The organism is Kribbella polygonati (assembly GCF_050320105.1).
GTDB lineage: Bacteria > Actinomycetota > Actinomycetes > Propionibacteriales > Kribbellaceae > Kribbella.
Genome location: NZ_CP190129.1, coordinates 494,360 through 520,703, shown reverse-complemented (window position 1 = coordinate 520,703; position 26,344 = coordinate 494,360). Strand labels below are relative to the sequence as shown.

The 26,344-nt window shown below is 69.8% G+C and carries 26 protein-coding genes; 6 read left to right on the top strand and 20 right to left on the bottom strand.

The window, feature by feature from the left end; translation table 11 throughout:
* Positions 1-56 precede the first annotated feature (56 nt).
* The 4 genes from ACQHIV_RS02410 to ACQHIV_RS02395 are packed head-to-tail and all read right to left on the bottom strand — an operon-like array spanning position 57 to position 5,066.
* The gene (locus ACQHIV_RS02410; protein ID WP_427891208.1) at positions 57-1,106 is read right to left on the bottom strand and encodes a DUF2332 domain-containing protein; all 1,050 of its coding nucleotides are present in this window, start codon (positions 1,104-1,106) and stop codon (positions 57-59) included.
* A 10-nt stretch (positions 1,107-1,116) separates the two neighbouring features.
* Positions 1,117-3,372 carry a [protein-PII] uridylyltransferase gene (locus ACQHIV_RS02405; protein WP_427891206.1) on the bottom strand — a complete coding sequence of 752 codons (2,256 nt, stop codon included), beginning with the start codon at positions 3,370-3,372 and terminating at the stop codon, positions 1,117-1,119.
* Complete coding sequence (locus ACQHIV_RS02400) at positions 3,373-3,711, bottom strand: P-II family nitrogen regulator (protein ID WP_344188166.1); 339 nt, start codon at positions 3,709-3,711, stop codon at positions 3,373-3,375.
* On the bottom strand, positions 3,708-5,066 hold the full coding sequence (locus ACQHIV_RS02395) for an ammonium transporter (protein WP_427891203.1): 1,359 nt from the start codon (positions 5,064-5,066) through the stop codon (positions 3,708-3,710). The genes ACQHIV_RS02400 and ACQHIV_RS02395 overlap by 4 nt, the downstream gene beginning before the upstream one ends.
* Before the next feature lie 345 nt (positions 5,067-5,411).
* Between ACQHIV_RS02395 and ACQHIV_RS02390 the strand changes: the two genes are divergently transcribed.
* Positions 5,412-5,930, top strand: a complete 519-nt coding sequence (locus ACQHIV_RS02390) for a TetR/AcrR family transcriptional regulator (RefSeq protein ID WP_427891201.1) — start codon at positions 5,412-5,414, stop codon at positions 5,928-5,930.
* On the opposite strand, the gene ACQHIV_RS02385 is transcribed toward ACQHIV_RS02390, so the two are convergent.
* From ACQHIV_RS02385 to ACQHIV_RS02375, 3 genes are read right to left on the bottom strand one after another with little or no spacing between them, the layout of a single operon-like run.
* Positions 5,927-6,115, bottom strand: coding sequence for a hypothetical protein (locus ACQHIV_RS02385; RefSeq protein WP_427891199.1), 189 nt, complete (start codon positions 6,113-6,115; stop codon positions 5,927-5,929). The two genes, ACQHIV_RS02390 and ACQHIV_RS02385, sit on opposite strands and share 4 nt — an antisense overlap.
* Positions 6,112-6,555, bottom strand: a complete 444-nt coding sequence (locus tag ACQHIV_RS02380; protein WP_427891197.1) for a sigma factor-like helix-turn-helix DNA-binding protein — start codon at positions 6,553-6,555, stop codon at positions 6,112-6,114. The genes ACQHIV_RS02385 and ACQHIV_RS02380 overlap by 4 nt, the downstream gene beginning before the upstream one ends.
* 26 nt (positions 6,556-6,581) lie before the next feature.
* Positions 6,582-7,532 carry an NAD(P)/FAD-dependent oxidoreductase gene (locus ACQHIV_RS02375; protein WP_427891195.1) on the bottom strand — a complete coding sequence of 317 codons (951 nt, stop codon included), beginning with the start codon at positions 7,530-7,532 and terminating at the stop codon, positions 6,582-6,584.
* Positions 7,533-7,582: 50 nt separating this feature from the next.
* On the opposite strand from ACQHIV_RS02375, the gene ACQHIV_RS02370 reads away from it, so the two are divergent.
* Both ACQHIV_RS02370 and ACQHIV_RS02365 read left to right on the top strand, forming a co-directional pair.
* Positions 7,583-8,158 carry a helix-turn-helix domain-containing protein gene (locus ACQHIV_RS02370; RefSeq protein ID WP_427891193.1) on the top strand — a complete coding sequence of 192 codons (576 nt, stop codon included), beginning with the start codon at positions 7,583-7,585 and terminating at the stop codon, positions 8,156-8,158.
* A 13-nt stretch (positions 8,159-8,171) separates the two neighbouring features.
* Entirely contained in the window at positions 8,172-9,116 is a 945-nt protein-coding gene (locus ACQHIV_RS02365; protein WP_427891191.1) for an asparaginase, read from the top strand.
* On the opposite strand, the gene ACQHIV_RS02360 is transcribed toward ACQHIV_RS02365, so the two are convergent.
* From ACQHIV_RS02360 to ACQHIV_RS02330, 7 genes are read right to left on the bottom strand one after another with little or no spacing between them, the layout of a single operon-like run.
* Positions 9,107-10,318 (bottom strand): RNA polymerase sigma factor, encoded by a 1,212-nt coding sequence (locus ACQHIV_RS02360; protein WP_427891190.1) that lies wholly within the window; start codon positions 10,316-10,318, stop codon positions 9,107-9,109. The two genes, ACQHIV_RS02365 and ACQHIV_RS02360, sit on opposite strands and share 10 nt — an antisense overlap.
* Complete coding sequence (locus ACQHIV_RS02355) at positions 10,296-10,703, bottom strand: YciI family protein (RefSeq protein WP_427891188.1); 408 nt, start codon at positions 10,701-10,703, stop codon at positions 10,296-10,298. Before ACQHIV_RS02355 ends, ACQHIV_RS02360 begins: the two co-directional genes overlap by 23 nt.
* 17 nt (positions 10,704-10,720) lie before the next feature.
* Positions 10,721-11,932, bottom strand: a complete 1,212-nt coding sequence (gene ftsY / locus ACQHIV_RS02350) for a signal recognition particle-docking protein FtsY (protein ID WP_427891186.1) — start codon at positions 11,930-11,932, stop codon at positions 10,721-10,723.
* Between the two features lie 43 nt (positions 11,933-11,975).
* On the bottom strand, positions 11,976-13,553 hold the full coding sequence (gene cydC, locus ACQHIV_RS02345; RefSeq protein WP_427891184.1) for a thiol reductant ABC exporter subunit CydC: 1,578 nt from the start codon (positions 13,551-13,553) through the stop codon (positions 11,976-11,978).
* Positions 13,550-15,175 (bottom strand): thiol reductant ABC exporter subunit CydD, encoded by a 1,626-nt coding sequence (gene cydD, locus ACQHIV_RS02340; protein ID WP_427891182.1) that lies wholly within the window; start codon positions 15,173-15,175, stop codon positions 13,550-13,552. Before cydD ends, cydC begins: the two co-directional genes overlap by 4 nt.
* The gene (cydB, locus tag ACQHIV_RS02335) at positions 15,172-16,152 is read right to left on the bottom strand and encodes a cytochrome d ubiquinol oxidase subunit II (RefSeq protein ID WP_427891180.1); all 981 of its coding nucleotides are present in this window, start codon (positions 16,150-16,152) and stop codon (positions 15,172-15,174) included. Before cydB ends, cydD begins: the two co-directional genes overlap by 4 nt.
* 13 nt (positions 16,153-16,165) lie before the next feature.
* Complete coding sequence (locus tag ACQHIV_RS02330; protein WP_427891178.1) at positions 16,166-17,569, bottom strand: cytochrome ubiquinol oxidase subunit I; 1,404 nt, start codon at positions 17,567-17,569, stop codon at positions 16,166-16,168.
* A gap of 83 nt (positions 17,570-17,652) precedes the next feature.
* Here ACQHIV_RS02330 and ACQHIV_RS02325 point away from each other — a divergent pair, with 83 nt between their 5' ends.
* Both ACQHIV_RS02325 and ACQHIV_RS02320 read left to right on the top strand, forming a co-directional pair.
* Positions 17,653-18,036, top strand: coding sequence for a BlaI/MecI/CopY family transcriptional regulator (locus tag ACQHIV_RS02325; RefSeq protein WP_427891177.1), 384 nt, complete (start codon positions 17,653-17,655; stop codon positions 18,034-18,036).
* On the top strand, positions 18,033-18,938 hold the full coding sequence (locus ACQHIV_RS02320; RefSeq protein ID WP_427891175.1) for a M56 family metallopeptidase: 906 nt from the start codon (positions 18,033-18,035) through the stop codon (positions 18,936-18,938). Before ACQHIV_RS02325 ends, ACQHIV_RS02320 begins: the two co-directional genes overlap by 4 nt.
* Before the next feature lie 135 nt (positions 18,939-19,073).
* Here the strand turns inward: ACQHIV_RS02320 and ACQHIV_RS02315 are convergent, their stop codons facing one another.
* From ACQHIV_RS02315 to ACQHIV_RS02300, 4 genes are read right to left on the bottom strand one after another with little or no spacing between them, the layout of a single operon-like run.
* A complete protein-coding gene (locus tag ACQHIV_RS02315) occupies positions 19,074-20,165 on the bottom strand; it encodes a threonine aldolase family protein (protein WP_427891173.1) in 1,092 nt (363 codons plus the stop codon).
* Between the two features lie 14 nt (positions 20,166-20,179).
* Entirely contained in the window at positions 20,180-20,869 is a 690-nt protein-coding gene (locus ACQHIV_RS02310) for a zf-HC2 domain-containing protein (protein WP_427891171.1), read from the bottom strand.
* Positions 20,862-21,395: a sigma-70 family RNA polymerase sigma factor gene (locus tag ACQHIV_RS02305; RefSeq protein WP_427891170.1), complete on the bottom strand. Its 534-nt coding sequence runs from the start codon at positions 21,393-21,395 to the stop codon at positions 20,862-20,864. Before ACQHIV_RS02305 ends, ACQHIV_RS02310 begins: the two co-directional genes overlap by 8 nt.
* 55 nt (positions 21,396-21,450) lie before the next feature.
* The gene (locus ACQHIV_RS02300) at positions 21,451-21,972 is read right to left on the bottom strand and encodes a COG4315 family predicted lipoprotein (RefSeq protein ID WP_427891168.1); all 522 of its coding nucleotides are present in this window, start codon (positions 21,970-21,972) and stop codon (positions 21,451-21,453) included.
* A gap of 75 nt (positions 21,973-22,047) precedes the next feature.
* On the opposite strand from ACQHIV_RS02300, the gene ACQHIV_RS02295 reads away from it, so the two are divergent.
* A complete protein-coding gene (locus ACQHIV_RS02295) occupies positions 22,048-22,371 on the top strand; it encodes a nuclear transport factor 2 family protein (protein WP_427891166.1) in 324 nt (107 codons plus the stop codon).
* Here the strand turns inward: ACQHIV_RS02295 and smc are convergent.
* Both smc and ACQHIV_RS02285 read right to left on the bottom strand, forming a co-directional pair.
* Positions 22,368-25,922, bottom strand: coding sequence for a chromosome segregation protein SMC (smc, locus tag ACQHIV_RS02290; RefSeq protein ID WP_427896392.1), 3,555 nt, complete (start codon positions 25,920-25,922; stop codon positions 22,368-22,370). The genes ACQHIV_RS02295 and smc overlap by 4 nt on opposite strands.
* A 243-nt stretch (positions 25,923-26,165) precedes the next feature.
* On the bottom strand, positions 26,166-26,321 hold the full coding sequence (locus tag ACQHIV_RS02285) for a hypothetical protein (RefSeq protein WP_233715190.1): 156 nt from the start codon (positions 26,319-26,321) through the stop codon (positions 26,166-26,168).
* Between the last annotated feature and the right edge of the window lie 23 nt (positions 26,322-26,344).

Below are 26,344 nucleotides of genomic sequence, written 5' to 3'. Positions count from 1 at the left end.
TTCGGGCAGATCCTGCAGGCTCGGCGGTGGTTGTTGAGGTCGGCCGGTCCGACGGTTCAGGTGAGCCAGGTCAGGTCTTGGCCGTGGGGAGCTGAGGTGCCGAGGGTGCTGGGTTTGCCGGGGGGCCAGGTTTGTAGGTTGATTCGGTACTCGTAGCCGTCGGTGCCGTGGTCGTGGGTGAGGGTGCGGTGTGGTTCGAGGCTGAGGTGGGCGAGTGGTGCGGTGGCTGTGGCCTGGGCGCCCAGTTCCGCCAGGCGGGCGTCGATGGCGGCGCGGTCCGGGCGGCGGAGGTACTGCCACATGATCGAGTGCCACACGACGGTTACGTGGCCCTCCGACAGTTCGAGGCCCTGCAGGAACGAGACGGCGTCTTCCGGGCGTACGTCGGCCGGTACGTCGTGGGCGATCGCCAAGGCACCACGTAGCCGCGCCAGGCGGTCCGTCATGTCCGGCCAGACGTACGACGTGAGTGTGAGCGCACCGTTGGGTGTCAGCGGGTCCACCGGCGCAATGTCACAGCCGACCCGTTCCGCGATCCGCAGGTCCACCGAGGGCACGTGCCCCGTCCACGCCGGATCGAACACGACAGGACTGTCAGCAGGCCCGTACGACGTCCCGTCGGCCACGTAGCGGTACTGGTCCGCCCGCAGGTTCAAGCCGCCGCTCGCCCCGATCTCGAACAGCCGCACGGGCAACGGCACTGCCGACACCAGGTGCAGCAGGCCGCCGTACAACGCGGCCGACCGGCCGACCTCGTTCGTCTGCGGAGGCTGTGTCAGGAGGGACCGCACCTCCCCCAGCCGCGACTGCAGCACCTGCTCGAAGGCCTCCCAGCCGAGCACCGGGTCCCACGCGCCGCCCGTGCTCGGGTAGAACGCCGCCAGCTCAGGCGCCGTACCGGACAGCACCAGGCCGTGTACGGCGGCCAGCAGCCGTAGGCCGATCGCCTCGCCGAACGAGCGGCCGTCGTAGCCGTCCAGCACCCGTACCGTCACCCCGCCGACCTCGTAGTCGTCGACGAGCAGCCGGAGCAACTCGGCGTACATCGGCGAGCCCAGGTCCTCGCAGGCGGTCGCCTGTCGCTGCAATGCCTCTACAAGATCCACGTAGCGAAGATTAGAAGCTCAACCGATCCAGGACCGACTTTGCGGTCGTCCGCGCGTCCTCAGGCTCCAACGGCGCACCATCGCGATCCGTTAGGTAGAAGACGTCCACACACTCCGCCCCGAGCGTGCTGACGTGGGCAGACCGGATGTCCGCACCAGTAGCCGCAATGGCCGCGGTCACGTCGTACAGCAGTCCAGGTCGGTCATGCGCCCGCACTTGCAGCACTGTTGCCGTCTCGGACGCTTCTGCCAACAAGTCGACACGGCTGGCCACGCGCGGCTGAGACGAGTCCCGGGCAGCAAGACGCCGTACGACGTCCGACGAGTCGCGCAGTGCTACCGCCAGCCTGTCCCGTAGCCGCACTGGATCGGGCGGTGAGCCGGCAACGGTCCACTGCGAGATCCCAAGGCCGTCAACGGACGTCACGACAGCAGACCGCACCGCCAGCCGGTCTACGGCCAGTACTGCGGCAACCGTCGACAGTGTCCCCACTTGGTCGGGTACGGCGACGTTGACGCGCAGGTCACCGTGGTGCTCTGTCACCGTGACGCCAAGACGCCCGACACCGACCACTTGGTGCAGCACGGGCACCGGTACGGGCGGGCTCTCCATCCACATGCTCTCGCCACCCGCGAGCTCGCTGCGTACCCGCCGGCACAGGTCTCCCACGAGCCGCATCCGCCACGGCGACGACGCCGCCGGACCGGCCGCGCGCGCATCGGCGTACGTCAACGCCTCCAGCAGGTCCAGGGTCTCCGTACTGCGGACGATCCCGGCGACCATGTCCACCGTCATCGGGTCGTCCAGGTCACGCCGGGTCGCGACCTGCGCGAGCATCAGGTGCTGGCGGACCAGCAACGTGATCGTGCCGGCGTCCGCCTCACTGAAGCCGATCCGGCGCGCCACCCGGGCCGCGATGCCCGCGCCGGTGACGCTGTGGTCGCCGTCGAGCGCCTTGCCGAGGTCGTGCAGTAGCGCAGCCACCAGCAACAGGTCCGGGCGCCGTACGTCGCGCACCATCGCCGACGCCTCGACGCACGTCTCCAGCAGGTGCCGGTCGACGGTGAACCGGTGGATCGCCGACTGCGGCGGCCGGAACCGTACGGCATCCCACTCGGGCAGCAGCCGCGAGATGTACCCGGCCTGATCGAGGGCCTCCCACACCTCCCGTAACCCGGCCCCGGCACCGAGCAGAGCGCACAGCAACCGCCGCGCCTCCCCCGGCCAGGGCTCCGGAAAGTCAGCAGCCGACGACGCAAGCCGCGCACAGACCGCAGGCGAGAGCACTAGCTCCCGGTCGGCAGCAACCGCAGCAGCACGGAGGCCTAGCACCGGGTTGCGCTCTGGGCGCGCGTCCGGCATCAGCACGACCTCACCCTCGTGCTGCGCCACCCCTTCGTCCAGCGCGAGCAGCAACGGCCCACCTGTCCGCTGTCTGCGCCGGGACCGCGGCGGCTTGGTCATCAAGCTTTCGACCCGTCGCCAAGACACGTCACATACATGCGCCAGCGTCCGCCCGGTCGCGTACACGTGCCGCAGCAGCTCGTCCCGCCCCGACAACCCGAGCCCTGCTGCCACTTCACCGGCCAGGTCGGCCACCAGCCGGTCAGTCGCCCGCCCTGCCACCTCATGCAGTACGTCGCGGATCTCCAGCAGGTCACGCCGCGCCCGCTCGACCACAGGGTGCGGTACGTCGACCAGCCACGACGCCACGAGAGCACGTAGTACGACGGCATCCCGCAGACCGCCGTACGCCTCCTTCAGGTCGGGCTCTGCGAGGTGCGCGAGCTCTCCGACCGTGGAGGCGCGGTCACGGCACGCCTGGGCCAGCCCGGGCAGCCGGGACTTCGCCGTACGTCGCCAGTCGGCCATGAGCACGGACCGGAGCTGCAGGGTCAGGTGGGTGTCGCCCGCGACGTGCCGCGCGTCCAGCAGGCCCAACGCCACCCGGTCGTCGGCCGCGGCCGCCTGCTGCGCCTCGGCCAGGGTGCGGACGCTGTGGTCCAGCTTGGTCCTGGAGTCCCACAGCGGGTACCAGATCTGGGCAGCCAGCTCGTCGATCCGCGGGTACCCCTCGGCGTGCACGAGCATCACGTCGAGGTCGCTGTACGGCGACAGCTCCTCGCGGCCGTAACCGCCCACCGCGACGAGGGCGACGCCCTCGGTGGGAACACCGAGGGCGTCGCAGGCCTTCGCCAGCAGCAGTTGCAGCAGCTCGTCCGCCTCTGCGGCACGAACCCGCCGCTGCTCTGCCCGATCGACCATCTAGAGCGCGTCTCCGTCCAGTTCACCGGTGCGGACCCGGACGATCGTCTCGACCGGGGTGACCCACACCTTGCCGTCGCCGATCTTGCCGGTCTGGGCGGCCTTCACGATGACGTCCACCACGTCGGCGCTGTCACCGTCCTCGACGACCACCTCGAGCCGGACCTTCGGCACCAGGTCCACCTCGTACTCGGCGCCACGATAGACCTCGGTGTGGCCCTTCTGCCGCCCGTACCCGCTCGCCTCGGTGACCGTCATCCCGGTGACGCCGAACGTCTCCAGCGCGGCCCGCACGTCCTCGAGCTTGTGCGGCTTGACCACCGCGGTGACCAGCTTCATGCCTTGACACCTTCCTTCTCGGACGCCTCGGTCGACCCATTCTCGGTCTCGGCAGGGGCTGCCGCGGCAGCGGGGCGGGACGCCAGCGCGCCGCGCAGACCCGCGGCGCTGAGGTAGTCGTACGCCGTCTCCGCGTGCTCGACCTGGTCGACACCGGTGACCTCGTCGTCCTCGGTGAGCCGGAAGCCGATCGTCTTGTCGATCACCTTGCCGAGGATGAACGCCACCGAGAAGGAGTAGATCGCGACCACCACGTTGGCCAGCGCCTGCCGGCCGAGCTGGGTGACGCCGCCACCGTAGAACAGGCCGTTCACGGCGGACGGGGCGGCGGCCGAACCGAACAGGCCGATCGCCAGCGAGCCGAACAGACCGCCGACGAAGTGCACGCCGACCACGTCGAGCGAGTCGTCGAAGCCGAGCTTGTACTTCAGCGACACCGCGAAGGCGCAGATCGCACCGGCCAGCACACCGACGGCGATCGCGCCGAGCGGGGTGACCGCACCACAGGACGGGGTGATCGCGACCAGACCGGCGACCGCACCGGACGCCATGCCCAGGGTGGTGGCCTTGCCGTGGGTGAGGCGCTCCACGATCAGCCAGCCGATCACCGCGGCGGCCGTGGCGACCTGGGTGTTCACGAACGTGACCGAAGCGGTGGTGCCGGCGCTCAGCGCGGAGCCCGCGTTGAAGCCGAACCAGCCGAACCACAGCAGACCGGCACCGAGCAGCACCAGCGGCAGGCTGTGCGGCCGCATCGGGTCCTTCTTCCAGCCGACCCGCTTGCCGAGCACGATGGCCAGCGCGAGCGCGGCGGCACCGGCGTTCAGGTGCACCGCCGTACCGCCGGCGAAGTCGATCGCCTTCAGCTTGTCACCGATCCAGCCGCCGTTGCCCTTGTCCAGGAACCAGACGGAGTGCGCGACCGGGAAGTACACGAGCAGCGTCCAGCCGACCACGAACGCGATCCAGCCGCGGAACGTGGCCCGGTCGGCGATCGCACCGGAGATCAGCGCGGGGGTGATGATCGCGAACATCAACTGGAAGGCGACGAAAGCGAGCGTGGGCGTCGTCCCGCTCACCGCCTTCGGGTCGAGCAGGCCCTGCAGCCCGACCTCGGAGAAGTTCCCGATCACGTGCCCGGTGTCACCGGCGAACGTCAGCGAGTAGCCGACCACCACCCAGAGGATGGTGACGACGGCGATGGTGATGAAACTCATCATCATCATGTTCAGCACGCTCTTCACGCGCACCATGCCGCCGTAGAAGAAAGCCAGTCCCGGGGTCATCAGCATCACCAGGGCGGCACTGGCCAGCACCCAGGCGGTATCGCCGGCGTTGATCTCCATCAACGTCATCCCTTCCATCGATACAGGGGGTGGCCGACGTCCTCAGTCGGGAGAACTCCACAACGCCGGGGAGCCCGCGCCCGCCACACCGCAAACGGTGTCGGCGCGCCGTTTCAGCCGATCGGTCCGTTTGTTTCAGGCGTGTGACAAAGCGGACTCCCAGGTGACAACGAGGTGACGTCGCCCACTACGGAGCGGAGTGTGGCACTCTGGCCTGGACCACACGGGACCGCAGCCGCGCCACTGCGCCCGTCCGACCTGGGGAACGACGTCATGGAGCCGAGCCACGGGGTGAGGCCGCGCCGCGGCAGACCACGCGATCCGGAAGCGGAACCGAGGATCCGCCGGTACGCCGTGCAACTGCTGCTGGAGCGGGGATTCGACGGAATGACGGTGGACGACGTCGCCGAGGCCGCGGGGGTCGGCAAGGCGACGATCTACCGGCGGTGGGCCAGCAAGGAGCAGCTCGCCAACGACGCGATGTCCGATCTGTTCGACCTGGAGATCCCGGACGCGGACACCGGCTCGATCGCGGGGGACCTGCGCCAGGTCTACCGGGTCGCGCTGGCCTTCGCGAACAGCGAGCGCGGCCGGGCGATGATCCGGCTCGCGGTCTCCGAGGCGAACCGCGACGAGCGGTCCGCGGCGGCCTACCGCGGCCTGCTGGAGCGCCGGATCGACCTGACCGCGCAGGCACTGGAGCGGGCCCGCGCCCGCGGCGAGCGGGTCAGGAGCTCCGCGGACCCGGTGCTGATGGTGGAGTGGATGGCCGGCGTGTTCGTGATCCGCGCGCTGACCGGCCAGCCGATGCCGCCACCGGAGGAGGCCGACCGGATGGCCGAGGTGACGCTCCGGGTGATCATGGAGCCCTAGCCGACCTGGATGACGATCGAGGCGACGATCAACGCCACGATCACGGCCACGACCGCGAGCATGACGGTACGGCGCTGACGGCGCCGTGCCGTCAAGCCCGCTGCCCAGGCCGCGTCCGCCAGGTCAGGCTCCGGTAGCAGGTCCCCTGCCTGCATGAGCAGCGGTGGTACGTCCTCACGCCTCATGTGGCATCCCGCCAGTCCCCCGCGCCGAGCGCCGTACGCAAACGGCTCAGTGCGGTCATCCCGTGCGTGTGTACGGCGGGCTGCGACATCCCGAGCATGTCGGCGACCTCGAACTCGGTCAGCTCCTCCAGATGCAGCAGAACGAGCACCGCGCGCTGTGCCGGCGTCAGCTCGGCCAGGGCCAGCTTCACGGCGTCCTCTTCGCCCTGGAACGGCTTGTCGCGGTTCCAGGGCCGCAACGCGGGCTGGTAGAGCAGGCGCTGGACGAAGACGTCCGGGTCGTCCACTCTGGGCCAGCGCATCGACAGTCGCGTGAAGGCGCGCAGAAGCACCCGCTCAGCTCGTTGCAGGTCGCCGTACACGAGGTACGTCGTACGCAGCCATCTGCCTTGTCGTGCATCGACGAACGAGGCGAAATCCGGGTCGACCGTGTCGCGCATCCGACCTCCCGGACCTATTCAACTCCTCAACTACTGCGGGCGGCTACTGCCTGCCGCGTCTCTTCGGTGATGAGGTCGAAGTTGATGGCGGCGCCGGCCATCAGCCCGGCGGCGGCGGACGGCATCACCTGGGCCATCGGGTTGGTGACGTTGCCCGCGGCGTACACGCCTGGTATGTGGGTGGCACCCATGGCATCGACCTGGATCGCCGTACCGACCTCAGACTCCAGCATGGTCGGTTCCAGCCCAAGATCGGCCAGGAAGCCTGCCCGTGCGCGTACGGTCGTTTGAATCGCCAACGCCTGTCGTGGGACCACCGTGCCGCCTTCCAGCCGTACGCCGGTGATCTTGTCGTCAGCCACCTCCACCTGCTCGACTTTGCCTTGTACTACGGCGATTCCACGCGCAGCCAGCTCCTCCCACTGCTCCTCGGTCGGCTCCGGCGCCGTGTGCAGGAACAGCGTCACGTCGTCGCTCAGCTGCCGGAAGAGCTGCACCTGGTGCATTGCCATCGGGCTGGTCGCCAGTACGCCGATCTTCTGGTCCCGTACCTCCCAGCCGTGGCAGTACGGGCAGTGCACCACGTCCTTGCCCCACCGGTCGGCCAGCCCGGGTACGTCGGGCAGCACATCCACGAGCCCTGTGGTCACCAGCAGCCGCCTGCCGAGGTACGCCGTACCGTCCGCGAGCTGCACCTCGAAGCCGTCCGCCGTCCGCCGGGCCGTGGTCACGGTGCCGTCGGCGAACGATCCGCCGTACCCCTGCACCTCCTGGCGGCCGAGCGCGTAGATCTCCGCGGGCGGTACGCCGTCCCGCGTGAGGAAGTTGTGGACACCGTCGGCGGGCGCGTTGCGCGGCGTACCGTCGTCGATCACCAGGACCGACCGGCGGGACCGCACCAGCGCCTGCGCGCCGCTCAGCCCGGCCGCGCCGCCGCCGATCACGATCACGTCGTACTGCTCTGTTCTCGAGGTCATGTCCCGAGCATGCGTGGTGATTTTCATTTTCGACAAGTACTGTTGCCGGTATGGCAAACGACGACGACGTCCTGGAGTCGGTCGGCCCCCGGCTGCGGGCCCTCCGGACCGAACGCGGTACGACGCTGGCGCAGCTGTCCGACGCCACCGGCATCTCGGTCAGCACCCTGTCCCGGCTGGAGTCCGGGCAGCGCAAGCCGACGCTGGAGCTGCTCCTTCCGCTGGCCCGCGCGCACCAGGTGCAGCTTGACGAGCTGGTGGACGCACCGCCGACAGGCGACCCGCGGATCTACCCCAAGCCGATCAGGCGGCACGGCAGCATCCACATCCCGTTGAGCCGCCGTCCGGGTGGGCTGCAGGCGTTCAAGCAGATCCTGCCCGAGGGCTATCCGGGGAACGACCTGGAACAGAAGACCCATGAGGGCTACGACTGGTTCTACGTGCTGTCCGGCCGGATCCGGCTGCGACTCGGCGACAAGGACTTCGTGGTCAAGGAGGGCGAGGTGGCCGAGTTCGACTGCCGGGTGCCGCACTGGTTCTCCAACCCAGGGCCTGGCCCGACAGAGGTGCTGTGCCTGTTCGGGCCGCAGGGAGAGAGGATGCACGTCAGAGCACGGACGAAATGACAGGAGACACGGCGTGGCCATCGCGTTGTTCACGTTGGGCGGGACCATCTCGATGGCGGGCAGCCGTCGCCTCACCGGTGCGGACCTCACCGCCGCGATGCCCGGTCTTGCCGACCTCGGGCACGAGGTGGAGATCCAGGACATCGAGAAGATCCCCAGCGCGAATCTGACCGCAGCGAAGCTGCTGGAGGTCGTCGAGGCCGCTGCCAAGGCCGTAGCGGACGGTGCAGTCGGGGCCGTGGTCACGCAGGGCACCGACACGCTCGAAGAGAGCGCCTTCCTCGCCGACCTGGTCTGGCCGCATCCGCAGCCGCTCGTGTTCACCGGAGCGATGCGCAACCCGACGCTGGCCGGTCCGGACGGCCCAGCGAACGTACTCGCCGCTCTGCGCGTCGCATGCTCCCCCGCTGCACGTGACCTGGGCGCCCTGGTCGTCTTCAAAGAAGAGATCCACGCAGCTCGCTGGGTCCGTAAGACGCACAGCACCAGTACTGCGACGTTCCAGTCGCCCAACACCGGACCGCTCGGACACGTCGTCGAGGACCAGGTCCGTGTACTTATGCGCCCGCAACGCCTGGACAGCATCCAGGCCCACGGAGACAGTGCCAGGGTCGCGCTCTACACGGTCACCATGGACGACGACGGTCTGCTGCTGCAGGGCCTCGCCGACACACACCAGGGCCTCGTGGTTGCCGGGTACGGCGTCGGCCACGTGCCGGCCGCACTCGCTCCGGTGCTCGGAGACCTCGCCGCCCGGATGCCCGTCGTACTCACGTCCCGGACCGGAGCCGGTTCGGTGGTGCGGAACACGTACCACTCCCCCGGCTCCGAGACCGACCTGTTGCGCCGCGGGCTGGTCGACGGCGGCTTTCTCGATCCGTACAAGGCGCGCATCCTGCTTCGGTTGCTGCTGGCAACGAAGGCCGACGTCGCGGCGGGCTTCGCGCGCTACGCCTGACCGAGCGAGGCTGCCTTCGCCAGCAGGTAGTCGCGCTCCGGCGTGCTCGTCGTACCACGGGCCGCCGCCCGGAAGTGCCCGGCGGCGGTCTCGTGGTCCCCGCGCATCTCGTACAGGTGCCCGCGGGTGGCGTCCAGGCGGTAGTGGCCGGCCAGTTCCGCGTCCAGCGGTTCGAGGAGCTTCAGGCCGGCGTCAGGGCCGTCCACCATGGCGGCTGCGATCGCACGGTTGAGTTTCACCATCGGGTTGCCGGACAGGTCCTCCAGCAGCCCGTACAGGGCGAGGATCTGCGGCCAGTCGGTGTCCTCGGCGCGGCCCACCTCGTCGTGCAGCGCGGCGATGGCCGCTTGCAGTTGGTACTCCCCCAACGGCGGGCTGTTGAACGCCTCCACCGCAAGAGCCACGCCCTCGGTGATGTACGCCTGCTCCCAGAGCGTCCGGTCCTGTTCAGCAAGCGGAACGAGCTCCCCGTCCTTACCGGTCCGCGCTGCACGCCTGGCGTCGGTCAGCAGCATCAGGGCGAGCAGCCCGGTGACCTGCCCGTTGTCAGGCAGCTGAGCGCGTACGGCGCGCGTCAGGCGGATCGCTTCGCCCGACAGGTCGCTACGGTGCAGCTCTTCGCCACTGGTACTCGTGTAGCCCTCGTTGAACATCAGATAGAGGACGTGCAGCACGTTGCGCAGCCGGTCGTCGTCCGCGTCCAGCTCGAAGCTCGCACCCTTCAGCTTCTGCTTGGCGCGGCTGATCCGCTGCGCCATCGTCGCTTCCGGCACGAGGTACGCCGTGGAGATCTCGGCAGTGGTCAGTCCGCCGACAGCCCGCAGCGTCAGCGCGATCGCCGACGCCGGCGTGAGTGCGGGGTGGCAGCACAGGAACAGCAGCCGAAGCGTGTCGTCGTACTCCTCGACCTCGCCCAACGGCACCTCCCGGAGCGCTGCACGCTCCTCGCGGCGCCGGCGGGCCTGCTGCTGGCGTACCTCGTCGATGAACCGCCGCGAGGCCGCCTGGATCAGCCAGGCCTTCGGGTTGTCCGGCCGGCCGTCCCGCGGCCAGGTGGTCGCAGCCGCGACCAGGGCCTCCTGTACGGCGTCCTCGGCCGCCGCGAAGTCCCCGGACCAGCGCACGACCGCGCCGAGGACCTGCGGCGTCAGCTCACGCAGCAGGTCCTCGAAGCCCTGCTCAGAAGTCCTCGAGGTCGCCATCCGCGTCCATCAGCCGGCGGACCTCGATCGGCTGCTCCAGCGGTACGCCGCCAGGCCCGGGAGCGCTCGACTGCTCCGCGGCGATCGCGAGCGCCCGCTCCTCCGACTCGACGTCGATCAGCGTGTAGCCGGCCAGGACCTCCTTGGACTCGGCGTACGGGCCATCGGTCAGCACCGGAGCGCTCACGCCGGTCGCCCGGACCACCTTGGCGTGCTTGGGCCAGGTCAGCGCGTTCACCTCGACCAGCTCGCCGCTCTGCCGCAGCCGCTCCACGTGGTCGCCCAGGTACTTCATGTGCGCGTCCATGTCGGCCTTGTCCCACTCCAGCATCGGAGTGTCGCAGTTCCCGCCGTCCATGTTCATCAGCAGCATGAACTTGGTCATCCCGGTTCCCCCTTCGTTCAGTCCAGCAGTGCGTCGACGAACTGCTCCGGGTCGAACGGTGCCAGGTCGTCCGCACCTTCGCCAAGGCCGACCAGCTTGACCGGTACGCCGAGCTCGCGCTGGACGGCGATCACGATGCCGCCCTTCGCCGTACCGTCAAGCTTGGTCAGGACCAGACCGGTGACGTCGATGACCTCGGCGAACACCCGGGCCTGGGTGAGCCCGTTCTGGCCGGTGGTGGCGTCGATGACCAGCAGCACCTCGTCGACCTCGGCGGACTTCTCGATCACCCGCTTCACCTTGCCGAGCTCGTCCATCAGGCCGGTCTTGGTGTGCAGACGGCCGGCGGTGTCGATCAGGACGACGTCCGCCTCCTCCGCGATGCCCTCCTTGACCGAGTCGAACGCGATGCTGGCCGGGTCGCCGCCCTCGGGACCCCGGACGGTGCGGGCGCCGACCCGCTCGCCCCAGGTCTGCAGCTGGTCGGCCGCGGCCGCCCGGAAGGTGTCGGCGGCGCCGAGGACGACGTGCTTGTCCTCGGCGATCAGCACCCGGGCCAGCCGGCCGACGGTCGTGGTCTTGCCGGTGCCGTTCACGCCGACCATCAGGATGACGGCGGGCTGACCGTCCCTGCGGCTCGCCTTGATCGACCGGTCCATCGACGGGTCGACCAGGTCCACCAGCTCCTCGCGGAGGATCTGCCGGGCCTGGTCGGCACCGACGCCCTCGACCCGCATCCGGGTCCGCAGCTTCTCGACCAGCTCCTGGGTCGGCGCGACCCCGACGTCGGCGGTGATCAGCGTGGTCTCGATGTCCTCCCACGCCTCCTCGTCGAGCTTGTCCCGGGACAGCAGCGCCAGCAGGCCCTTCCCGAGCGAGCCCTGGGATCGGGCCAGCCGGGCGCGGAGCCGGACCAGGCGGCCCTGTGCGGACTCCGGCTTCTCGAGGGTGGTCTCCGGGAGCTCGGTGTCCTCGAGGGTCCGGGTCGCGGTGTCGCGCGGCGCCTCGGCGTCGTCGCCGACCTGTGGCTCGGCCGTGGTCTCCGGCGTGGTCCCGGGGGTGGTCTCGGGCGCCTCGACGGCCGGCTTGGTGGCCGAGGGCAACTCTCCGCGGCGCCGCCGGGCGACGACCAGACCGGTGGTACCGACGACCAGGACGACCGCGATCACGACCACGATCGTGATCAGCGCCTGGTCGGTGAGCAGCGAGACGAGCTGTGGGGTCAACACGGTTCCCCATCTTGACAGACGCCCGGCCCGCCGCACGCATTCGTCACGTCAGGCAAACCAGTTGTCGCGGAACGTGAGGAGGAACCAGTTCGGGACGATGGGTGAGCAGCACCACGGTACGGTCGCCGGCCGCGGCGAACAGGTCGGCCAGCAACGCCCGGCCGGTCTCCTCGTCCAGGTGCTCGGTGGGCTCGTCCAGGACCAGTACGTCGCGGTCGGCGAGCAGGAGCCGAGCGAAGGCGAGCCGCTGACGCTCACCGCCGGAAAGGCGGGCACCGTGCTCGCCGACCATCGTGTCCAAGCCGTCCGGCAAGTTCTCGACGAAGACGCCCAGGCGGGCGCGGTAGAGCGCTCTCCAGAGCTGGAGGTCGCTCACGCCGGGCTTTGCGAGCAGCAGGTTCTCCCGGATGCTCGTGTCGAAGACGTGGCTCTCCTGGGTCAGCAGGCCGACGACTGTGCGCACTTGGTCGCCTTCGAGGCTGGCAAGGTCTACGCCGTCCAGGAGGACCTCCCCGCCGCGTGGCTCGAGAAAGCGGAGCAGGACGGCTGCGAGCGTGCTCTTGCCGGATCCGCTCGGTCCGGTGATCACGACGCGGCTCCCGGCGGGCATGTCGACGGTCAGGCCGTCCAGTACGTCGGTCTCGTCGTACCCAACGCGGAGGAGTTTCACCTGCAGGTCCCGGCCTGGCGGTAGCGGGAGAGGGCTCAGCGGGTCGGTGACCGGTGGGGGGCTGTCGACGAGTTCCTGGACTCTTGCGAGGGACGCCCGTACGCGAATGGCCAGTTGGGCGGCGGCGGGGATGCCTCCCAGTACGTCGGCCAGCGCTAGCGGTGTGAGGACCAGTACGGCGAAGACTGCGCCGGTGATGTGCGCCGTACTGCCGAGGACCAGGGCGGCAACGCTGGCGCCGCCGACACACAGGACGAGCAGGGCGCTGCCAAGGCCTGTGCTCCAGGCGGATCGGCGTTCGGCTGCCGCCAGCCGGGCGTCGTGGCGGGTGAAGTCGTCCAGGACGGTGTCTACGGCGTTGTAGGCGAGTACGTCGGCCGCGGTGAGCAGGGTCTCGGTCGTGTTGGCCGCTACGTCACCGCGGGCGCCGGCGATGCTGCGCTCGGCGTGGTCCGCGGTACGGGCGGTCAGCCACGGTACGACGGTGCAGGCGATAAGAACCGCCAGGGCAACGGCTGCGCCTGCTGTTGGGAGCAGTACGACTAGGAGGGCGACCGTGGCGGTGGCTGTTACCGCTGCGACCGCTACTGGCAGCAGTACGCGCAGCCAGAGGTCCAGCACCGCGTCTACGTCCAGCACGAGTCGCGCCAGCAGGTCGCCCTGCCGCTGGCCCTTGAGCGGAGCCAGCTTCTCCAGCTGACCGGTTACCCGAGCGCGGGTCTCCCCCAGCATTCGGTACGCCGCGTCGTGCCCGACCAGCCGCTCGACGTACCGGAAGACGCCTCGTCCGACGCCGAATGCCCGTACGGCCACGATCGGCACCATCAACAGCAGCACGGGCGGCTGAGCGGACGCGGCTGTGATCAGCCATGCAGACGTAGCCAGCAGAGCCACTGCGGAACCAGATGCGGCAACACCCAGCACAAGCGCCAGGACCAGTCGACCCTTCATGCGTTCACCAGCTCTCGGGTGCCGACGGAGACGGTGCGGTCGGAGGCTGCGATCAAGGCTGGGCGGTGGGCCACCAGGACGATCGTGCGGCCGGCGGTGCGGAGCGAGGTGATGACCTGGGCCTCTGTGTCGGGGTCCAGGCCGGCGGTGGGTTCGTCCAGGAGGAGGACGGGGGCGTCGGTGAGGAGTGCACGGGCCAGGGCTACTCGGCGTTGCTGGCCGCCGGACAGTTGTCGGCCTTGTTCGCCGACAGGCTTGTCCAGCGAGAGGTCGGCAGCGCCAGCAGCGGACAACGCGGCGCGGACCTCGGCGTCGGTGGCCTCAGGACGGGCCAGGCGGACGTTGTCGGCGACCGTGCCCAAGCGGAGACCGGGGTTCTGCGGAACCCACGCGAACTGCCGCCGCCACTCGGCCGGTACGAACTCATCAGCCGCGCTCCCACCCGCAACCACCACGCCGCGATCCGGTACGACGAAGCCGAGCAGCACAGCCAGTACGGTCGACTTCCCCGCGCCGCTCGGACCGGTCAGCGCGACCACCTCCCCCGGCCGCACCTCCAGGTCGAACCCGTCCAGCGCCGGCTCCTCCCGCCCCGGATACGTGACGGTCACGTCGTACAGCTGCAGCGGCGTCACCCGCAGATCCGGTACGTCGACCCGCTCGCCCCGCTCCGGCAGCGGCGTCTCCAACACCCGGAACATCTCCTCGCTCGCGGCCACCCCGTCCGCGCTCGCGTGGAACTGCAGGCCGACCTGCCGCAGCGGCAGGTACGCCTCGGGCGCCAGGATCAGCACCATCAGCGCCGTCTCCAGCCCGAGCTTCCCGTCCACCAGCCGAAGCCCGACGCCCACAGCGACCAACGCGACCGACAGACTCGCCAGCAGCTCCAGCGCGAACGACGACAGGAACGCGACCCGCAGGCTCCCCATCGACGCGGCCCGGTGCTGATCGGTCACCCGCCGTACGGCGGACTCCTGCGCCTTGGCCCGCCCGAACAGCTTCAAGGTGGTCAGCCCGCCGACAACATCGGCGAAGTGATGCGCCAACACCGCCAAGGCGTGCTGCCGCCGCCGGCTCCGCGCCTGCGTCACCCACCCGATAAGCGCCATGAAGATCGGGATCAAGGGCAGGGTGATCAGCACGGTCCCCGCGGCGATCAGATCGCCCGTAGCCATCCACCCGATCACCCCCGCCGGCACGGTCGCCGCCAGCACGAGCTGCGGCAGGTACCTAGCGAAGTACGGGTCCAAGTCGTCCAGGCCCTTTGTCAGCAGCGTTGTGAGCGCACTGCTGCGTTCACCGCTCAACCACACCGGCCCCAGCTTCAACGAGTGCTCCAGCACCTGCCGTCGCAGCGTTGACTTCACCGCGGCCGCAGCACGTTGCGCCACGACCTCCTGCGCCCACACCAGCAGCGCCCGCCCAGCTACCACAGCAGCGAGCCCCCAGGCGACCACACCGACCCCACTGCCCCGCAGTACGACACCTGCGATGCCATGCGCGAGCAGGACCGCCTGCACGATGATCAGTACGCCGCTGAGCACACCGATCACCACCGACGCCGCCAGGAACACCCGTGCGCCCCGTGCGCGCCGCAGCAACCGCGGGTCGAGCGGCTTCATGCGGCCACGACCCGCTTGCGGAACACCCAGTACGTCCAGCCCTGGTAGAGCAGCACCAGCGGCAGGAAGATCGCCGTGATGATCGTCATCGCCTTCAGCGTGTACGACGAGGAGGCGGCGTCCACGGCGGTGAGCGTGGTACCTGGCAGCGTCGACGGCATCACGTCCGGGAACAGTGCGACGAACAGCGACACCACGGCCAGCCCGATCGCCAGCGTCGTACCGACGAAGGCCCAGCCCTCGCGGCGCAGCACGTTCGCGACCCAGCCACCGGCGAAGGCGACGATCGCGGCGATCGTGAGCACCACCGACGCCGTGTCACCGCGCAGCACCTGCGCCCAGACCAGGAAGGCGATCGTCAGCACCGCCGCGACCACGCCGGCCCGGGTCGCGAGCCGGTTGGCGCGGACCCGCAGGTCGTCGGTGGTCCGCAGCGCCAGGAAGATCGCGCCGTGCGTCACGAACACCGCCACGAACGTCAGCCCGCCGAGCAGCGCGAACGGGTTGAGCAGCGTCCCGAAGCTCCCGACGTACTCGTGCTTCGCGTCCAGCGGTACGCCGCGCACGATGTTGCCGAAGGCAACGCCCCAGAGCAGCGCGGGCAGCACCGACCCGACCACGATCATGACGTCCATCCGGGACCGCCAGGCCTGATCGTCCCGTTTGCCGCGATACTCCAGCGCGACGCCGCGGACGATCAGCCCGACCAGGATGAAGAACAGCGGCAGGTAGAACCCGCTGAACAGCGTCGCGTACCACTCCGGGAAGGCCGCGAAGGTCGCCGCGCCGGCCATGATCAGCCACACCTCGTTGCCGTCCCAGACCGGCCCGATGGTCTCGATCGCGGCCCGCCGTTCGGGTTCGTTCCGGCCGAGCACGCGGTACAGCATGCCGACGCCGAAGTCGAACCCCTCGAGGATGAAGTACCCGGTCCAGAGCATCGCGATCGCGATGAACCACACAGTCGACAGTTCCATCTCGAAGAGCTCCTCAGTACGCGAACGACAGCGGTTTGTCAGGCTCGTCCGAGCCGGTGTCGGCGGGCGCGTCGGTCCCGGCGAGACCGCCGCGGATCGTGCGCAGCATCAGCTTGGTCTCGACCACCGCGAGGGCGCCGTACAGCAGCGTGAAGCCGACCAGCGACGTGATCACCTCGCCGCTCGTCGTGCCGGGTGAGACACCCGATGCCGTCGGCAACAGCCCGAACACCAGCCAGGGCTGCCGCCCGGTCTCGGTGAAGACCCAGCCGAAGGTGTTCGCGAGCAGCGGCAGCAGCGGCAGCGGGGCCACCGCCCAGATCAGCCAGCGAGCCGGCGCGCGGCCGCGGCGGGTGGTCCACAGCAGCCAGAGCGCGATCGCCGCGGACAGCATCCCGACCCCGATCATCAGCCGGAACGTCCAGTAGGTCAGCGGGATGTTCGGCTTGTACGACCCCGGACCGTAGAGCTGTTCGTACGCGTCCTGCAGCGAGTTGATGCCCTTCACCTCGCCGCCGAAGTGCCCGGTGGCCAGGAACGACAGCAGGTACGGCACCTTGATCGAGAAGATCTCCTTCGACCCGTCCAGCGTGCCGACCGTGAACACCGAGAACGACGCCGGCTTCTCGGTCTCGTACAACGCCTCGGCCGCCGCCATCTTCATCGGCTGCACCTCGGTCATCACCTTGCCCTGCAGGTCGCCGCTGATCGCGACGCCGACGCTGGCGACCAGTACGACGGACGCACCGATCTTCAGCGCGCTCCGGAAGACGTCCCGGTCGACGGACGGCCGCCGGAGCAGATGCCACAGCGCGACACCCGCGACGAACGCGCCGCCGACCATGAACGCCGCGAAGATCGTGTGCGGATACGTGACCAGCACGACCTTGTTGGTCAGCACCGCCCACAGATCGGTCAGCTCCGCGCGGCCGCGGGCGGCGTTGTAGCGGAAGCCGACCGGGTGCTGCATCCACGAGTTGGCGGCCAGGATGAAGTACGCCGACAGCTGCGTGCCGAGCACCACCATCCAGATGCAGCCCAGGTGGACCAGCTTCGGCAGCCGCTCCCAGCCGAAAATCCACAACCCGATGAAGGTCGACTCGAGGAAGAACGCGAGCAGGCCCTCGAGCGCCAGCGGGGCGCCGAACACGTCCCCGACGAACCGCGAGTAGTCGCTCCAGTTCATCCCGAACTGGAACTCCTGCACCAGCCCGGTGACCACGCCCATCGCGATGTTGATCAGGAACAGCTTCCCGTAGAACTTGGTCAGCCGGAGGTACTTCTCCTTCCCGGTCCGGTACCAGGCGGTCTGCAGGCCGGCGGTGATCGCGACCAGCGAGATCGTCACCGGTACGAAGAAGAAGTGGTACACGGTGGTGATCGCGAACTGCCACCGTGCCAGATCCAGGGTGTCCATCGGAAGGCCTCCCCAGCCCATCTACGACGTTACGTAGTAGATGCTAGCGCAGATCTACTACGACGTGTAGTTATACTTGCCACGTGGCGAGTGAGGACAAAGGACCGCGCCCTCTGGGCGAGCTGGAACGCCTGGTGATGGAGCAACTCTGGGCCGCTCCGGCCGCGCTGACCGTGCGCGAGGTGCACGAGCGGCTGTCCCAGACCCGTGAGCTCGCTTACACCACTGTGATGACCGTTCTGGACCGGCTTGCGAAGAAGAAGCTGACCGAGCGCGAGCGGGACGGCAAGGCCTGGCGCTACCGCGCCGCCGCGCCCCGTGAGGAGCTGGCCGCCGACCTCATGCGGGACGCCCTGGACCGTGCCGGCGACCGCCGGGAGGCCCTGGTCCGTTTTGTCGGCCAGGTCTCCGACGAAGAGGCCGCGCTGCTGCGTGACGCCTTGTCCAGGTTGGACAACCAGGGGTGACCACCCCGGTCCTGCTGGCCGTCCTGGCGCTGGTACTCACCGGCCCGGCTCCGGCTCTGCTGGCTCGTTCCGAGTGGCCGTACCGGGTTCCCCGGGCGGCGGTCATCCTCTGGCAGTCGATCGCGCTGGCCGCCGTACTGGCTGCTCTTGGTGCCGGTATTGCCCTGTCCTACTGGATCGCGGGACGGCCTGGGCAGCCCCGGTTCGACCCTGCGTCGCCACGGGACCTGGTGGCTGCGTTGATCCTCGCCATGGTCGCCCTGGTCGTCGTACGGCTCTTCTGGGCGGTCGGGCGGGTGGCTGTCGGTACGCGCGCCAGGCGGAAGCGGCACCGCGACCTGGTCGACGTACTGGCGACACCCGACGGCCTGATCCCTGGGCTACGGGTGCTGGCCGAGGAGACACCACTGGCGTACTGCCTGCCCGCGCTGCGTGGTGCGCGCGTTGTCGTCTCCGTCGGCGCACTGGACCGGCTGGACGACAGTGAGCTCAAGGCAGTACTTGCCCACGAGCAGGCGCACCTACGCGCGCGGCACGACCTCGTGCTCGAGGAGTTCACCGCACTGCACCACGCCTTCCCCCGTTGGGTACGTAGCGACGTAGCACTCGAGCAGGCGCGCACACTGGTCGAACTACTCGCCGACGACGACGCCCGGCGCCGCAACGGCCCGCGGCCGCTGGCCCGCGCACTGGTAGCACTGGCCGGATCCCCCGCACCCGAAGCGGCACTGGCCGCGGCCAAGTCCGCCACCGTACTGCGGGTCGAGCGACTGGCCGGGCCTGCGGCCACCGAACGCCGGCTGTCCGCGATCACCTACACCGGCGCGGTCGCGCTACTCGTACTGCCGACGATCACCATCGCCGCCCCGATCGTCAAAGCGATCGTGGACGCGCTCAGCTAGCCGAAACGCTTCCCCTCACCTCGCGCCACGGCCAGCAGCACGAGCCCCGACAGAACCAACAGAACAACCATGGTGACGACGAATGTCAGCACTTCTCTCCCCGGATCCCCACACCCAACACACTCCCTGACGTACCTAACGCGTCAGAAGTTCCCCGAACGCCTTGGCGATTTCGTCGACCTGCCACTCCAGCGTCAACGGCGTCATCACCAGCTCGGTCCACGACCATCCCGGTACGTCGGCCGCGCTCCACGGACCGCCCAGCGACTCCCGCGTCCGCTCCATCCGCTCGACGGCCGCGTGCTCCATCGACTCGGCGGCCCGCGGCGCGTACACCCGGAACGAGTTGCTGTGCGGTGGCTCGGGAAACACCCGGAAACCCTCGCTCTGCAAGGCCATTGCGACCTCGACGGCCCGCTGGTGCAGGTCGTCCATCAGCGGGAGCACGGTCCGTAGACCCTCGCGCGCGGACACGGCGTACGGGAACAGCGAGTAGAGGTTGCCGCCGAGCCGGCGCTGCCAGCGACGTACCTCGGCGATCACGTCCTCTGGCCCGGCCAGTGCCGCACCGCTGACCGCACCGAGGATCTTGTAGAACGACACGTACACGGTCGACGCCAGCGCACCGACCTCCGCGAGGCTGTGACCCAGGTACGGCGTGCTCTCCCACAGGCGGGCGCCGTCCAGGTGCAGCGGTACACCGCGCTGAGCGCAGGCCTCGGAGAACATCACCAGCTCGTCCCAGGTCGGCAGCACGAACCCGCCGTCACGCAGCGGCAGCTCCAGCGTTACGGCGGCCAGCGCGCCAGGGATCGCGGCCAGCTCGTCCGGCCGCGGCTGACGCGGGTCGGACGTCATCCGCTCGATCCGCAGGTGGTGGACCTCTTCCAGTGCGTTCAGCTCGTGCAGCAACAGGTGGGACAGCCCGTGCACGGCCACCCGGCTCGTGCCTGCGCGGTCGGCGTACACCCGCAGTACTGCCTGCTGCGCCATGATGCCGGTCGGGAGGAACACCGCGGCCGGCTTGCCCAGCAGCTCGGCCACCTCCTGCTCCAGCGCCTCCACCTCGCCACCGTTGCCGTAGACATCGACTTGGTCGTCGGTGACCACCTCCGCGAGCTCCCGCAGTCGCTCGGCTGCCGGCACCCGCCGGTTCGACAGCCAGCGCTCACAGTTGTTCGCCGCGTTCTTCCGGCGCTCCCGCAGGTCCTCGGAGGTAGTAGCCACGGCTCCATCCTCCCCTATAGCGTGGCTGTCACCACATGCTTTCCCTGAACAGTCCGGATCTCCACCGAGTGCACCTGGTCCAGTGGGACGAGTACGCCGCCGCCGAACGTGCTCCCGTTCTTGGCAGCCTTCTCCGACACCAGCCAGCTGCCTGCGGTCCAGCTGTAGCCGGCCTTGTCCGTGACGATCATCTCGCACTGGTCACCGGCCTTCAGGCCCGTCAGCTGAACCTGTACCCAGCTCCAGCCCGGCCGTGGCTCGACGGCGGCGGTCATGTGCGCGCCTGTGGTGGTGTCCACCGTGGTCACTTGCTTGGACCCGGCGACAGGCTGGTCGTTGGCCGGCACAGTCGCCCGTCCTATCGCCACACCGCCGCCCAGCACACCAGCAACAAGCACCAGCGCCGCAGCAACGAGCAGCCAGCGCGACCGGCGCTTCACCGGAGCCACCGCCACCACTGTCTCCTCAGGCGAACGTGCCTCCCGCAGCGTCCGCTGCAGCAGCAGGTCGCCGCCCTCCGGCGGACCGTCCAGGAACGCCTCCGGCGGCACCTCGCCCAGGAAGTCCGTCAGCTCGCTCAGCTCGGCCAGCTCCGTGCGGCACTCGGCACAGGTGGCCAGGTGTGCCTCTACCTCGGCAGCCTCGGCCGGTTCCAGCGCACCGAGCGCGTAGGCGCCCAGCTGCGTACGGTCGTGCTCACTCATAGGACACCTCCGCGTTCTTCTCTGCCAGCACCGCGCGCAGAGCTCGGAGGGCGTAGTACGTACGTGATTTGACCGTACCGGGCGGAACGCCCAGCTCTTTCGCAGCCTCCGCCACGGACCGGCCGCGGTAGTACAGCTGCACGAGTACTTCACGGTGCTCGGGCGACACCTTGTCGAGGGCCTCCATCACCACCATGGTGTTCACCACGGACTCGGAGTGGTCCCCCTCGATGGGCGGCCGGTCCACCACGTCCGCCACCTCGGCCGGACGGGCCGCGCGGGCGCGGGCGCGGTCCGTGACCAGGTTCCGCGCCACGGTCAGCAGCCACCCGCGTACGGACCCCTTGCCGGCGGCCAGGTCGTCCGCATGCCGCCACGCCCGCAACAGCGTCTCCTGTACGACGTCCTCCGCGGCGGCCCGGTCTCCGGTCAGCCGGGTCGCGTACGCGAGCAGGCTGCGCCCGTGCTCGGCGTACAGCGTGCGAATCAGCGTCTCCGCGTCCTGCGGCGCTGGGGTGTTACCCACCGACCGCACGATACCGGGAGCCGCGGCCGTCCACACCAGACCGGCGCCGGTCGGATCAGTAGCCGTTGCCATTACCCGAGCCACCCGACCGGGTGGTGACTTTCTGCCCGCTCGCGGAGACCGCCCACCACAGTCCGCCGAACGCCTGACCGTTGGCCTGGCCGGCCTGGGTGTCCTGCGTGTAGAGGTACAGCGGCATACCGTTGATGGCCAACTGCTTGCTGCCGTCCGACCTCGTGATCGTGCTGACCAGCGAGGCGTCGATGCCGGTCAGCTGCGGGGCGCCGGACCCGGCCGCCACCGCGGGCCACAGGGCCAGGCAGCCGCCTTCGCAGTTCGACTTGCCCTTGGTGTCCTTGTCGTACACGTACACCGTCCGCCCGTTGCCGTCGACAACCACCTTGCCGAGCGAGCCGACGGTCGCCGTCGCGAGCTTCGCCGTACCCCCGGCCGGGGTCGACGGCGGCGCCGAGCTGGTGCTCGTGCTCGACCCGGAGCCGTAGCCGTTCCCGCCGCACGCGACCAGCCCGGCGAGGCCGAGCACCACCACACCCGTCACAGTGGCCACACGCTTCATCACAGCCTCCTCGGTCGAGCGACATCACCCCGCACACGTACGGAACGCCCGATCGGTTCAACTATGGTCGGGACCATGAGCCAGGAGATTCCCGCACCGGTCCAGCGCGCACTGGACGCGATCGACGCCCTCGACAACGACGCGTTCGTCGCGGCCTTCGCGCCCGACGGCTACGTGAACGACTGGGGCCGCGAGTTCCGCGGCCCCGACCAGATCCGCGCCTGGAGCGACAACGAACTGATCGGCAAGCAGGCCACCTTCGCCGCCACCGAGGTCAGCACCCCGGGCAACCCGCTCACCATCCGCACCCAGGTCGGCGGCAACGGCTTCAACGGCCCCTCCCACTTCACCTTCGAGGTCCGCGCCGACCAGCTCGCCTCGATGACCATCACGGCCTAGACGGGCTCGGGTTCGCGGATGCGTTGGGAGATGACGGCGGAGACGCCGTCGCCGCGCATGGTGACGCCGTAGAGGGCGTCGGCGACCTCCATGGTGCGTTTCTGGTGGGTGATGACCAGGAGCTGGCTGTTCTCGCGGAGTTCCTCGTAGATCTCCAGGAGGCGGCCGAGGTTGGTGTCGTCCAGGGCGGCTTCCACCTCGTCGAGGATGTAGAACGGCGACGGGCGGGCCTTGAACAGGGCGACCAGGAAGGCGACCGCGACCAGTGAGCGCTCACCACCGGACAGCAGGGACAGGCGCTTGACCTTCTTGCCGGGTGGCCGGGCCTCGACGTCGATGCCGGTGGCGAGCATGTCGGACGGGTCGGTCAGCACCAGCCGTCCCTCACCGCCCGGGAACAGCCGGCTGAAGACGTGCTCGAACGCGATCTCCACGTCCCGGTACGCCTCGGTGAACACCTGCTCGACCCGCTCGTCGACCTCCTTGACGATGTCCATCAGGTCGCGGCGGGACTTCTTCAGGTCGTCGAGCTGCTCGGAGAGGAAGCGGTGCCGCTCCTCCATCGCCTCGAACTCCTCCAGCGCGAGCGGGTTGATCTTGCCGAGCTGGTTCAGCGCCCGCTCGGCCTGTTTGAGCCGCTTCTCCACCTTGGTCCGGTTGAACGGCTCGCCCTCGGGCTGCTCTTCCTGGTCCGGCGAAGCCACCGGCGGCACCGGCTGGTCCGGCCCGTACTCCGTGACCAGCGCGTCGACCTCGACCCCCAGCTCGCCGAGCGCCTTCTCGTACAGCGCCTCGAGCCGCATCTTCTGCTCGGCCCGCGCCAGCGCGTCCCGGTGCACGGTGTTCGTCAGCTGCTCCAGCTCGGAGCTGAGGTTCCGGGTCTGCGACCGGGCCTGCGCGAGCGCCTGCTCCCGGTCGGCCCGCTGCGCCTGGATCTCCGCCCGCTCGGCCGCGGCCAGCTGCAGCGACGACTCCAGCCGCGCCAGCACGTGACCGGCCGCCAGGTGTACGGCGTTCGCCGCCTCGGCCTGCCGCGCCCGCCGGGCCGCCCGCGCGATCGACCGCGCCCGGGCCTCGCGCTCCTGCCGCGCCGCCCGCTCCAGCGAGTCCGCGCGGCCGGACAGCGCCCGCGCCCGCTCCTCGGTGGTCCGCAGCGCCAGCCGGGCCTCCATCTCGGCGGCACGCCCCGCCTTGGCGGCGTCGGCCAGCCGGTCCCGCTCCGACGTGTCGGGCTCGTCGCCCTCCTCGTCGAACGCCTCGGCGTCCATCAGCCGCTCTTCCAGCTCGGCCAGGCCGGAGAGGTTCCGGTCGCGCTCCTCCTCGGCCGCCGCGATCGCCTCGGCCATCCGCTCGGCCTCACCGCGGGACGCCTTGGCCAGCGATCCGAAGTGCCCCAACTGCTCGGCAACGGCGGCCATCGACGCGTCCGACTCGTGCAGCCGGGCCAGCGTGATCTCGACGGACTCCTTCTGCCGGGCGCGCTCCTGCTCCAGCGCCTGCAGCTCGAACCGCAGCCGCTCGCTGCGCGCCGTCGCCTCGACCAGCTTCTCCGCCGCCTCGTCGACCGCGGACTGCACCTCGATCAGGCTCGGCGCCGCGTCGGACCCGCCGTACACGAAATGCGCCCCGAGTACGTCGCCCGCGCGCGTCGTGCAGGTGACGTCGGGCAGGTTCCGGAGCAGGGACCGCGCCGCGTCGACGTCGTCCACGACCGCGACCTTGCGCAGCAGCCGCCGCAGCGCGGGCCGCAGCGTCTCGGGGCACTCGACGACATCCACGGCGTACGACGCGCCGTACGGCAGCACCGGCCACACCGAGTAGTCGTCGGCCGGAGCGTCGCCGAGCAGCATCCCGGCGCGGCCGAGGTCGTGCTCCTTGAGGTGGCCGACGGCGTGCAGCGCGGCGTCCGTGTGCGTGACGGCGACCGCGTCCGCGGCCTCGCCGAGCGCCGCGGCGATCGCGGTCTCGTACCCGGGCCGGACGCTCAGCAGCGCGGCGACCGACCCCATCAGGCCGTTGATCTGCTCGGACGCGGCCAGCAACGCGCCGGCGCCGTCCTTGCGGTTCAGACCGAGCTCGAGGGCCTCCTTCCGGGCCGCCAGGCCGGTGCGCTCGCGCTCGGCGTCGCGCTCCTCGGCCCGCAGCTTCGCCAGCCGCTCGTCCAGCTCGTCGAGAACCGCCTGCGCGCCCTCGTACTCCTCGTCGAGGCCCTTCTCGCCGGCGTCCAGCCCGGCGACCTGGGTCTCCAGCGCGGTGAAGTCGTGCTGCGCCTTCGCGGCCCGTTCCTCGGCCTCGCGGCGGTTGTTCGCGAGCCGGCCGATCTCGGACTCGGCGGCGGCCGCGCGGCTCTTCAGCGCGTTCACCTGGCCGGTCAGCCGGGCCAGGCCCTCGCGGCGGTCGGCGGCGGCCCGGATCAGCGCCGAGATCCGGCGCTCCTCCTCGGCCTCCTGGGACTCCAGCTGCTGGCGGCGCTCGACGGACTCGGCGAGCAGCTCGGAGTGCGCCTCGACCTCGGCCTCGATCTGCGCCTCGGTCTCGCGGACCCGGGCCGCCTCCAGCTCCAGCTCCTCGGGGTCACGCCCCGGCCGCGGTTCCTCGGCCTCGTCGTTCAGCGAACGGATCCGGTCCGCGGCGATCCGCGCCGTACCCTTGATCTTCTCGCCGAAGCCGGACAGCTGGTACCAGGTGTCCTGCGCGGCCTGCAGCGCCGGGGCGTCCTCGCGGAGCGCGTCCTCGAGCTCGGCCTCCAGCTCCCGGGCCTCCCGGAGCTTCGCCTCGACCTCGGTACGGCGTTCGGTCAGCCGGGCCTCGTCGCGCAGCTCGGCCTCCAGTGCGGACTGGGCCTGGACGATGTCGTCGGCCAGCAGCCGGGCCCGGCCGTCCCGGACCTCCGCCTGGATCGTCACCGCCCGGCGCGCCACCTCCGCCTGGCGCCCGAGCGGCTTCAGCTGGCGGCGGATCTCGGTGATCAGGTCGCCGAGCCGGTTCAGGTTGCCCTCGGTGGCCTCCAGCTTCCGGATCGCCTTTTCCTTGCGCTTGCGGTGCTTCAGGACCCCCGCGGCCTCCTCGACGAACCCGCGGCGGCCTTCCGGCGTGGCGCGCAGGATCGAGTCGAGCTGGCCCTGGCCGACGATGACGTGCATCTCGCGGCCGATACCGGAGTCGCTGAGCAGTTCCTGGACGTCGAGCAGCCGGCAGTTCTGGCCGTTGATCTGGTAGTCGGAGCCGCCGTTGCGGAACATCGTCCGGCTGATCGTCACCTCGGCGTACTCGATCGGCAGCGCGCCGTCGGTGTTGTCGATGGTCAGGACGACCTCGGCCCGGCCCAGCGGCGAACGGCCGGAGGTGCCGGCGAAGATGACGTCCTCCATCTTGCCGCCGCGCAGCGACTTCGCGCCCTGTTCACCCATCACCCAGGCCAGTGCGTCGACGACGTTGGACTTGCCGGAGCCGTTCGGCCCGACGATGCAGGTGATGCCTGGTTCGAAGTTCATCGTCGTCGCGGACGCGAACGACTTGAAACCCCGGAGCGTCATGCTCTTCAGGTACAAGGCGAAGGTCTCCAACCCGTGAAAGGACAGACGGTACCTAAGGAACCGCCGTAGCTGTTCGTCACGCTGCCGCTACCCGGGGGAAGGTGTTCCGCTTCGCAGTCTACAAAGAGATTCGCGTAATCCGGCGGAGGCCGAGCCGTTCAGAGGTGGCCGGCGAAAGACAACCGGCGGGGGCCCGGACGGGGGCCACCGCCGTTCGTAGCGTAGTGCGGACGGTCGAGAAGTTCTTCTCTTGAAGCGTCAGACCGAAGCGGGGGCGCGCAGAGCCTCGTCGACGGTGAGCAGCCGACCCTCGTGGATCTGGGCCACCAGATGATCGTTCTCCGCCTGGAGCCGCATCACGTGCGCCTCCAGATCAGCGACACGCCGGTTGAGCAGACGAACCTGCTCGAGCATGCGCGGGTCAGTGCCTCCAAGAT

Excerpts from the sequence above, each read along its gene's own strand:
- ACQHIV_RS02300 (WP_427891168.1), bottom strand. The coding sequence starts at position 21,972 with ATGAAGCGTGTGGCCACTGTGACGGGTGTGGTGGTGCTCGGCCTCGCC.
- ACQHIV_RS02285 (WP_233715190.1), bottom strand. The coding sequence starts at position 26,321 with ATGCTCGAGCAGGTTCGTCTGCTCAACCGGCGTGTCGCTGATCTGGAG.
- cydD (WP_427891182.1), bottom strand. The coding sequence starts at position 15,175 with ATGAAGCCGCTCGACCCGCGGTTGCTGCGGCGCGCACGGGGCGCACGG.
- ACQHIV_RS02385 (WP_427891199.1), bottom strand. The coding sequence starts at position 6,115 with ATGAGGCGTGAGGACGTACCACCGCTGCTCATGCAGGCAGGGGACCTG.
- ACQHIV_RS02360 (WP_427891190.1), bottom strand. The coding sequence starts at position 10,318 with ATGGCGACCTCGAGGACTTCTGAGCAGGGCTTCGAGGACCTGCTGCGT.
- ACQHIV_RS02370 (WP_427891193.1), top strand. The coding sequence starts at position 7,583 with ATGGCAAACGACGACGACGTCCTGGAGTCGGTCGGCCCCCGGCTGCGG.
- ACQHIV_RS02330 (WP_427891178.1), bottom strand. The coding sequence starts at position 17,569 with ATGGACACCCTGGATCTGGCACGGTGGCAGTTCGCGATCACCACCGTG.
- ACQHIV_RS02405 (WP_427891206.1), bottom strand. The coding sequence starts at position 3,372 with ATGGTCGATCGGGCAGAGCAGCGGCGGGTTCGTGCCGCAGAGGCGGAC.
- cydB (WP_427891180.1), bottom strand. The coding sequence starts at position 16,152 with ATGGAACTGTCGACTGTGTGGTTCATCGCGATCGCGATGCTCTGGACC.
- ACQHIV_RS02375 (WP_427891195.1), bottom strand. The coding sequence starts at position 7,532 with ATGACCTCGAGAACAGAGCAGTACGACGTGATCGTGATCGGCGGCGGC.
- ACQHIV_RS02380 (WP_427891197.1), bottom strand. The coding sequence starts at position 6,555 with ATGCGCGACACGGTCGACCCGGATTTCGCCTCGTTCGTCGATGCACGA.
- ACQHIV_RS02310 (WP_427891171.1), bottom strand. The coding sequence starts at position 20,869 with ATGAGTGAGCACGACCGTACGCAGCTGGGCGCCTACGCGCTCGGTGCG.
- ACQHIV_RS02295 (WP_427891166.1), top strand. The coding sequence starts at position 22,048 with ATGAGCCAGGAGATTCCCGCACCGGTCCAGCGCGCACTGGACGCGATC.
- ACQHIV_RS02395 (WP_427891203.1), bottom strand. The coding sequence starts at position 5,066 with ATGACGTTGATGGAGATCAACGCCGGCGATACCGCCTGGGTGCTGGCC.
- cydC (WP_427891184.1), bottom strand. The coding sequence starts at position 13,553 with ATGAAGGGTCGACTGGTCCTGGCGCTTGTGCTGGGTGTTGCCGCATCT.
- ACQHIV_RS02400 (WP_344188166.1), bottom strand. The coding sequence starts at position 3,711 with ATGAAGCTGGTCACCGCGGTGGTCAAGCCGCACAAGCTCGAGGACGTG.
- ACQHIV_RS02355 (WP_427891188.1), bottom strand. The coding sequence starts at position 10,703 with ATGACCAAGTTCATGCTGCTGATGAACATGGACGGCGGGAACTGCGAC.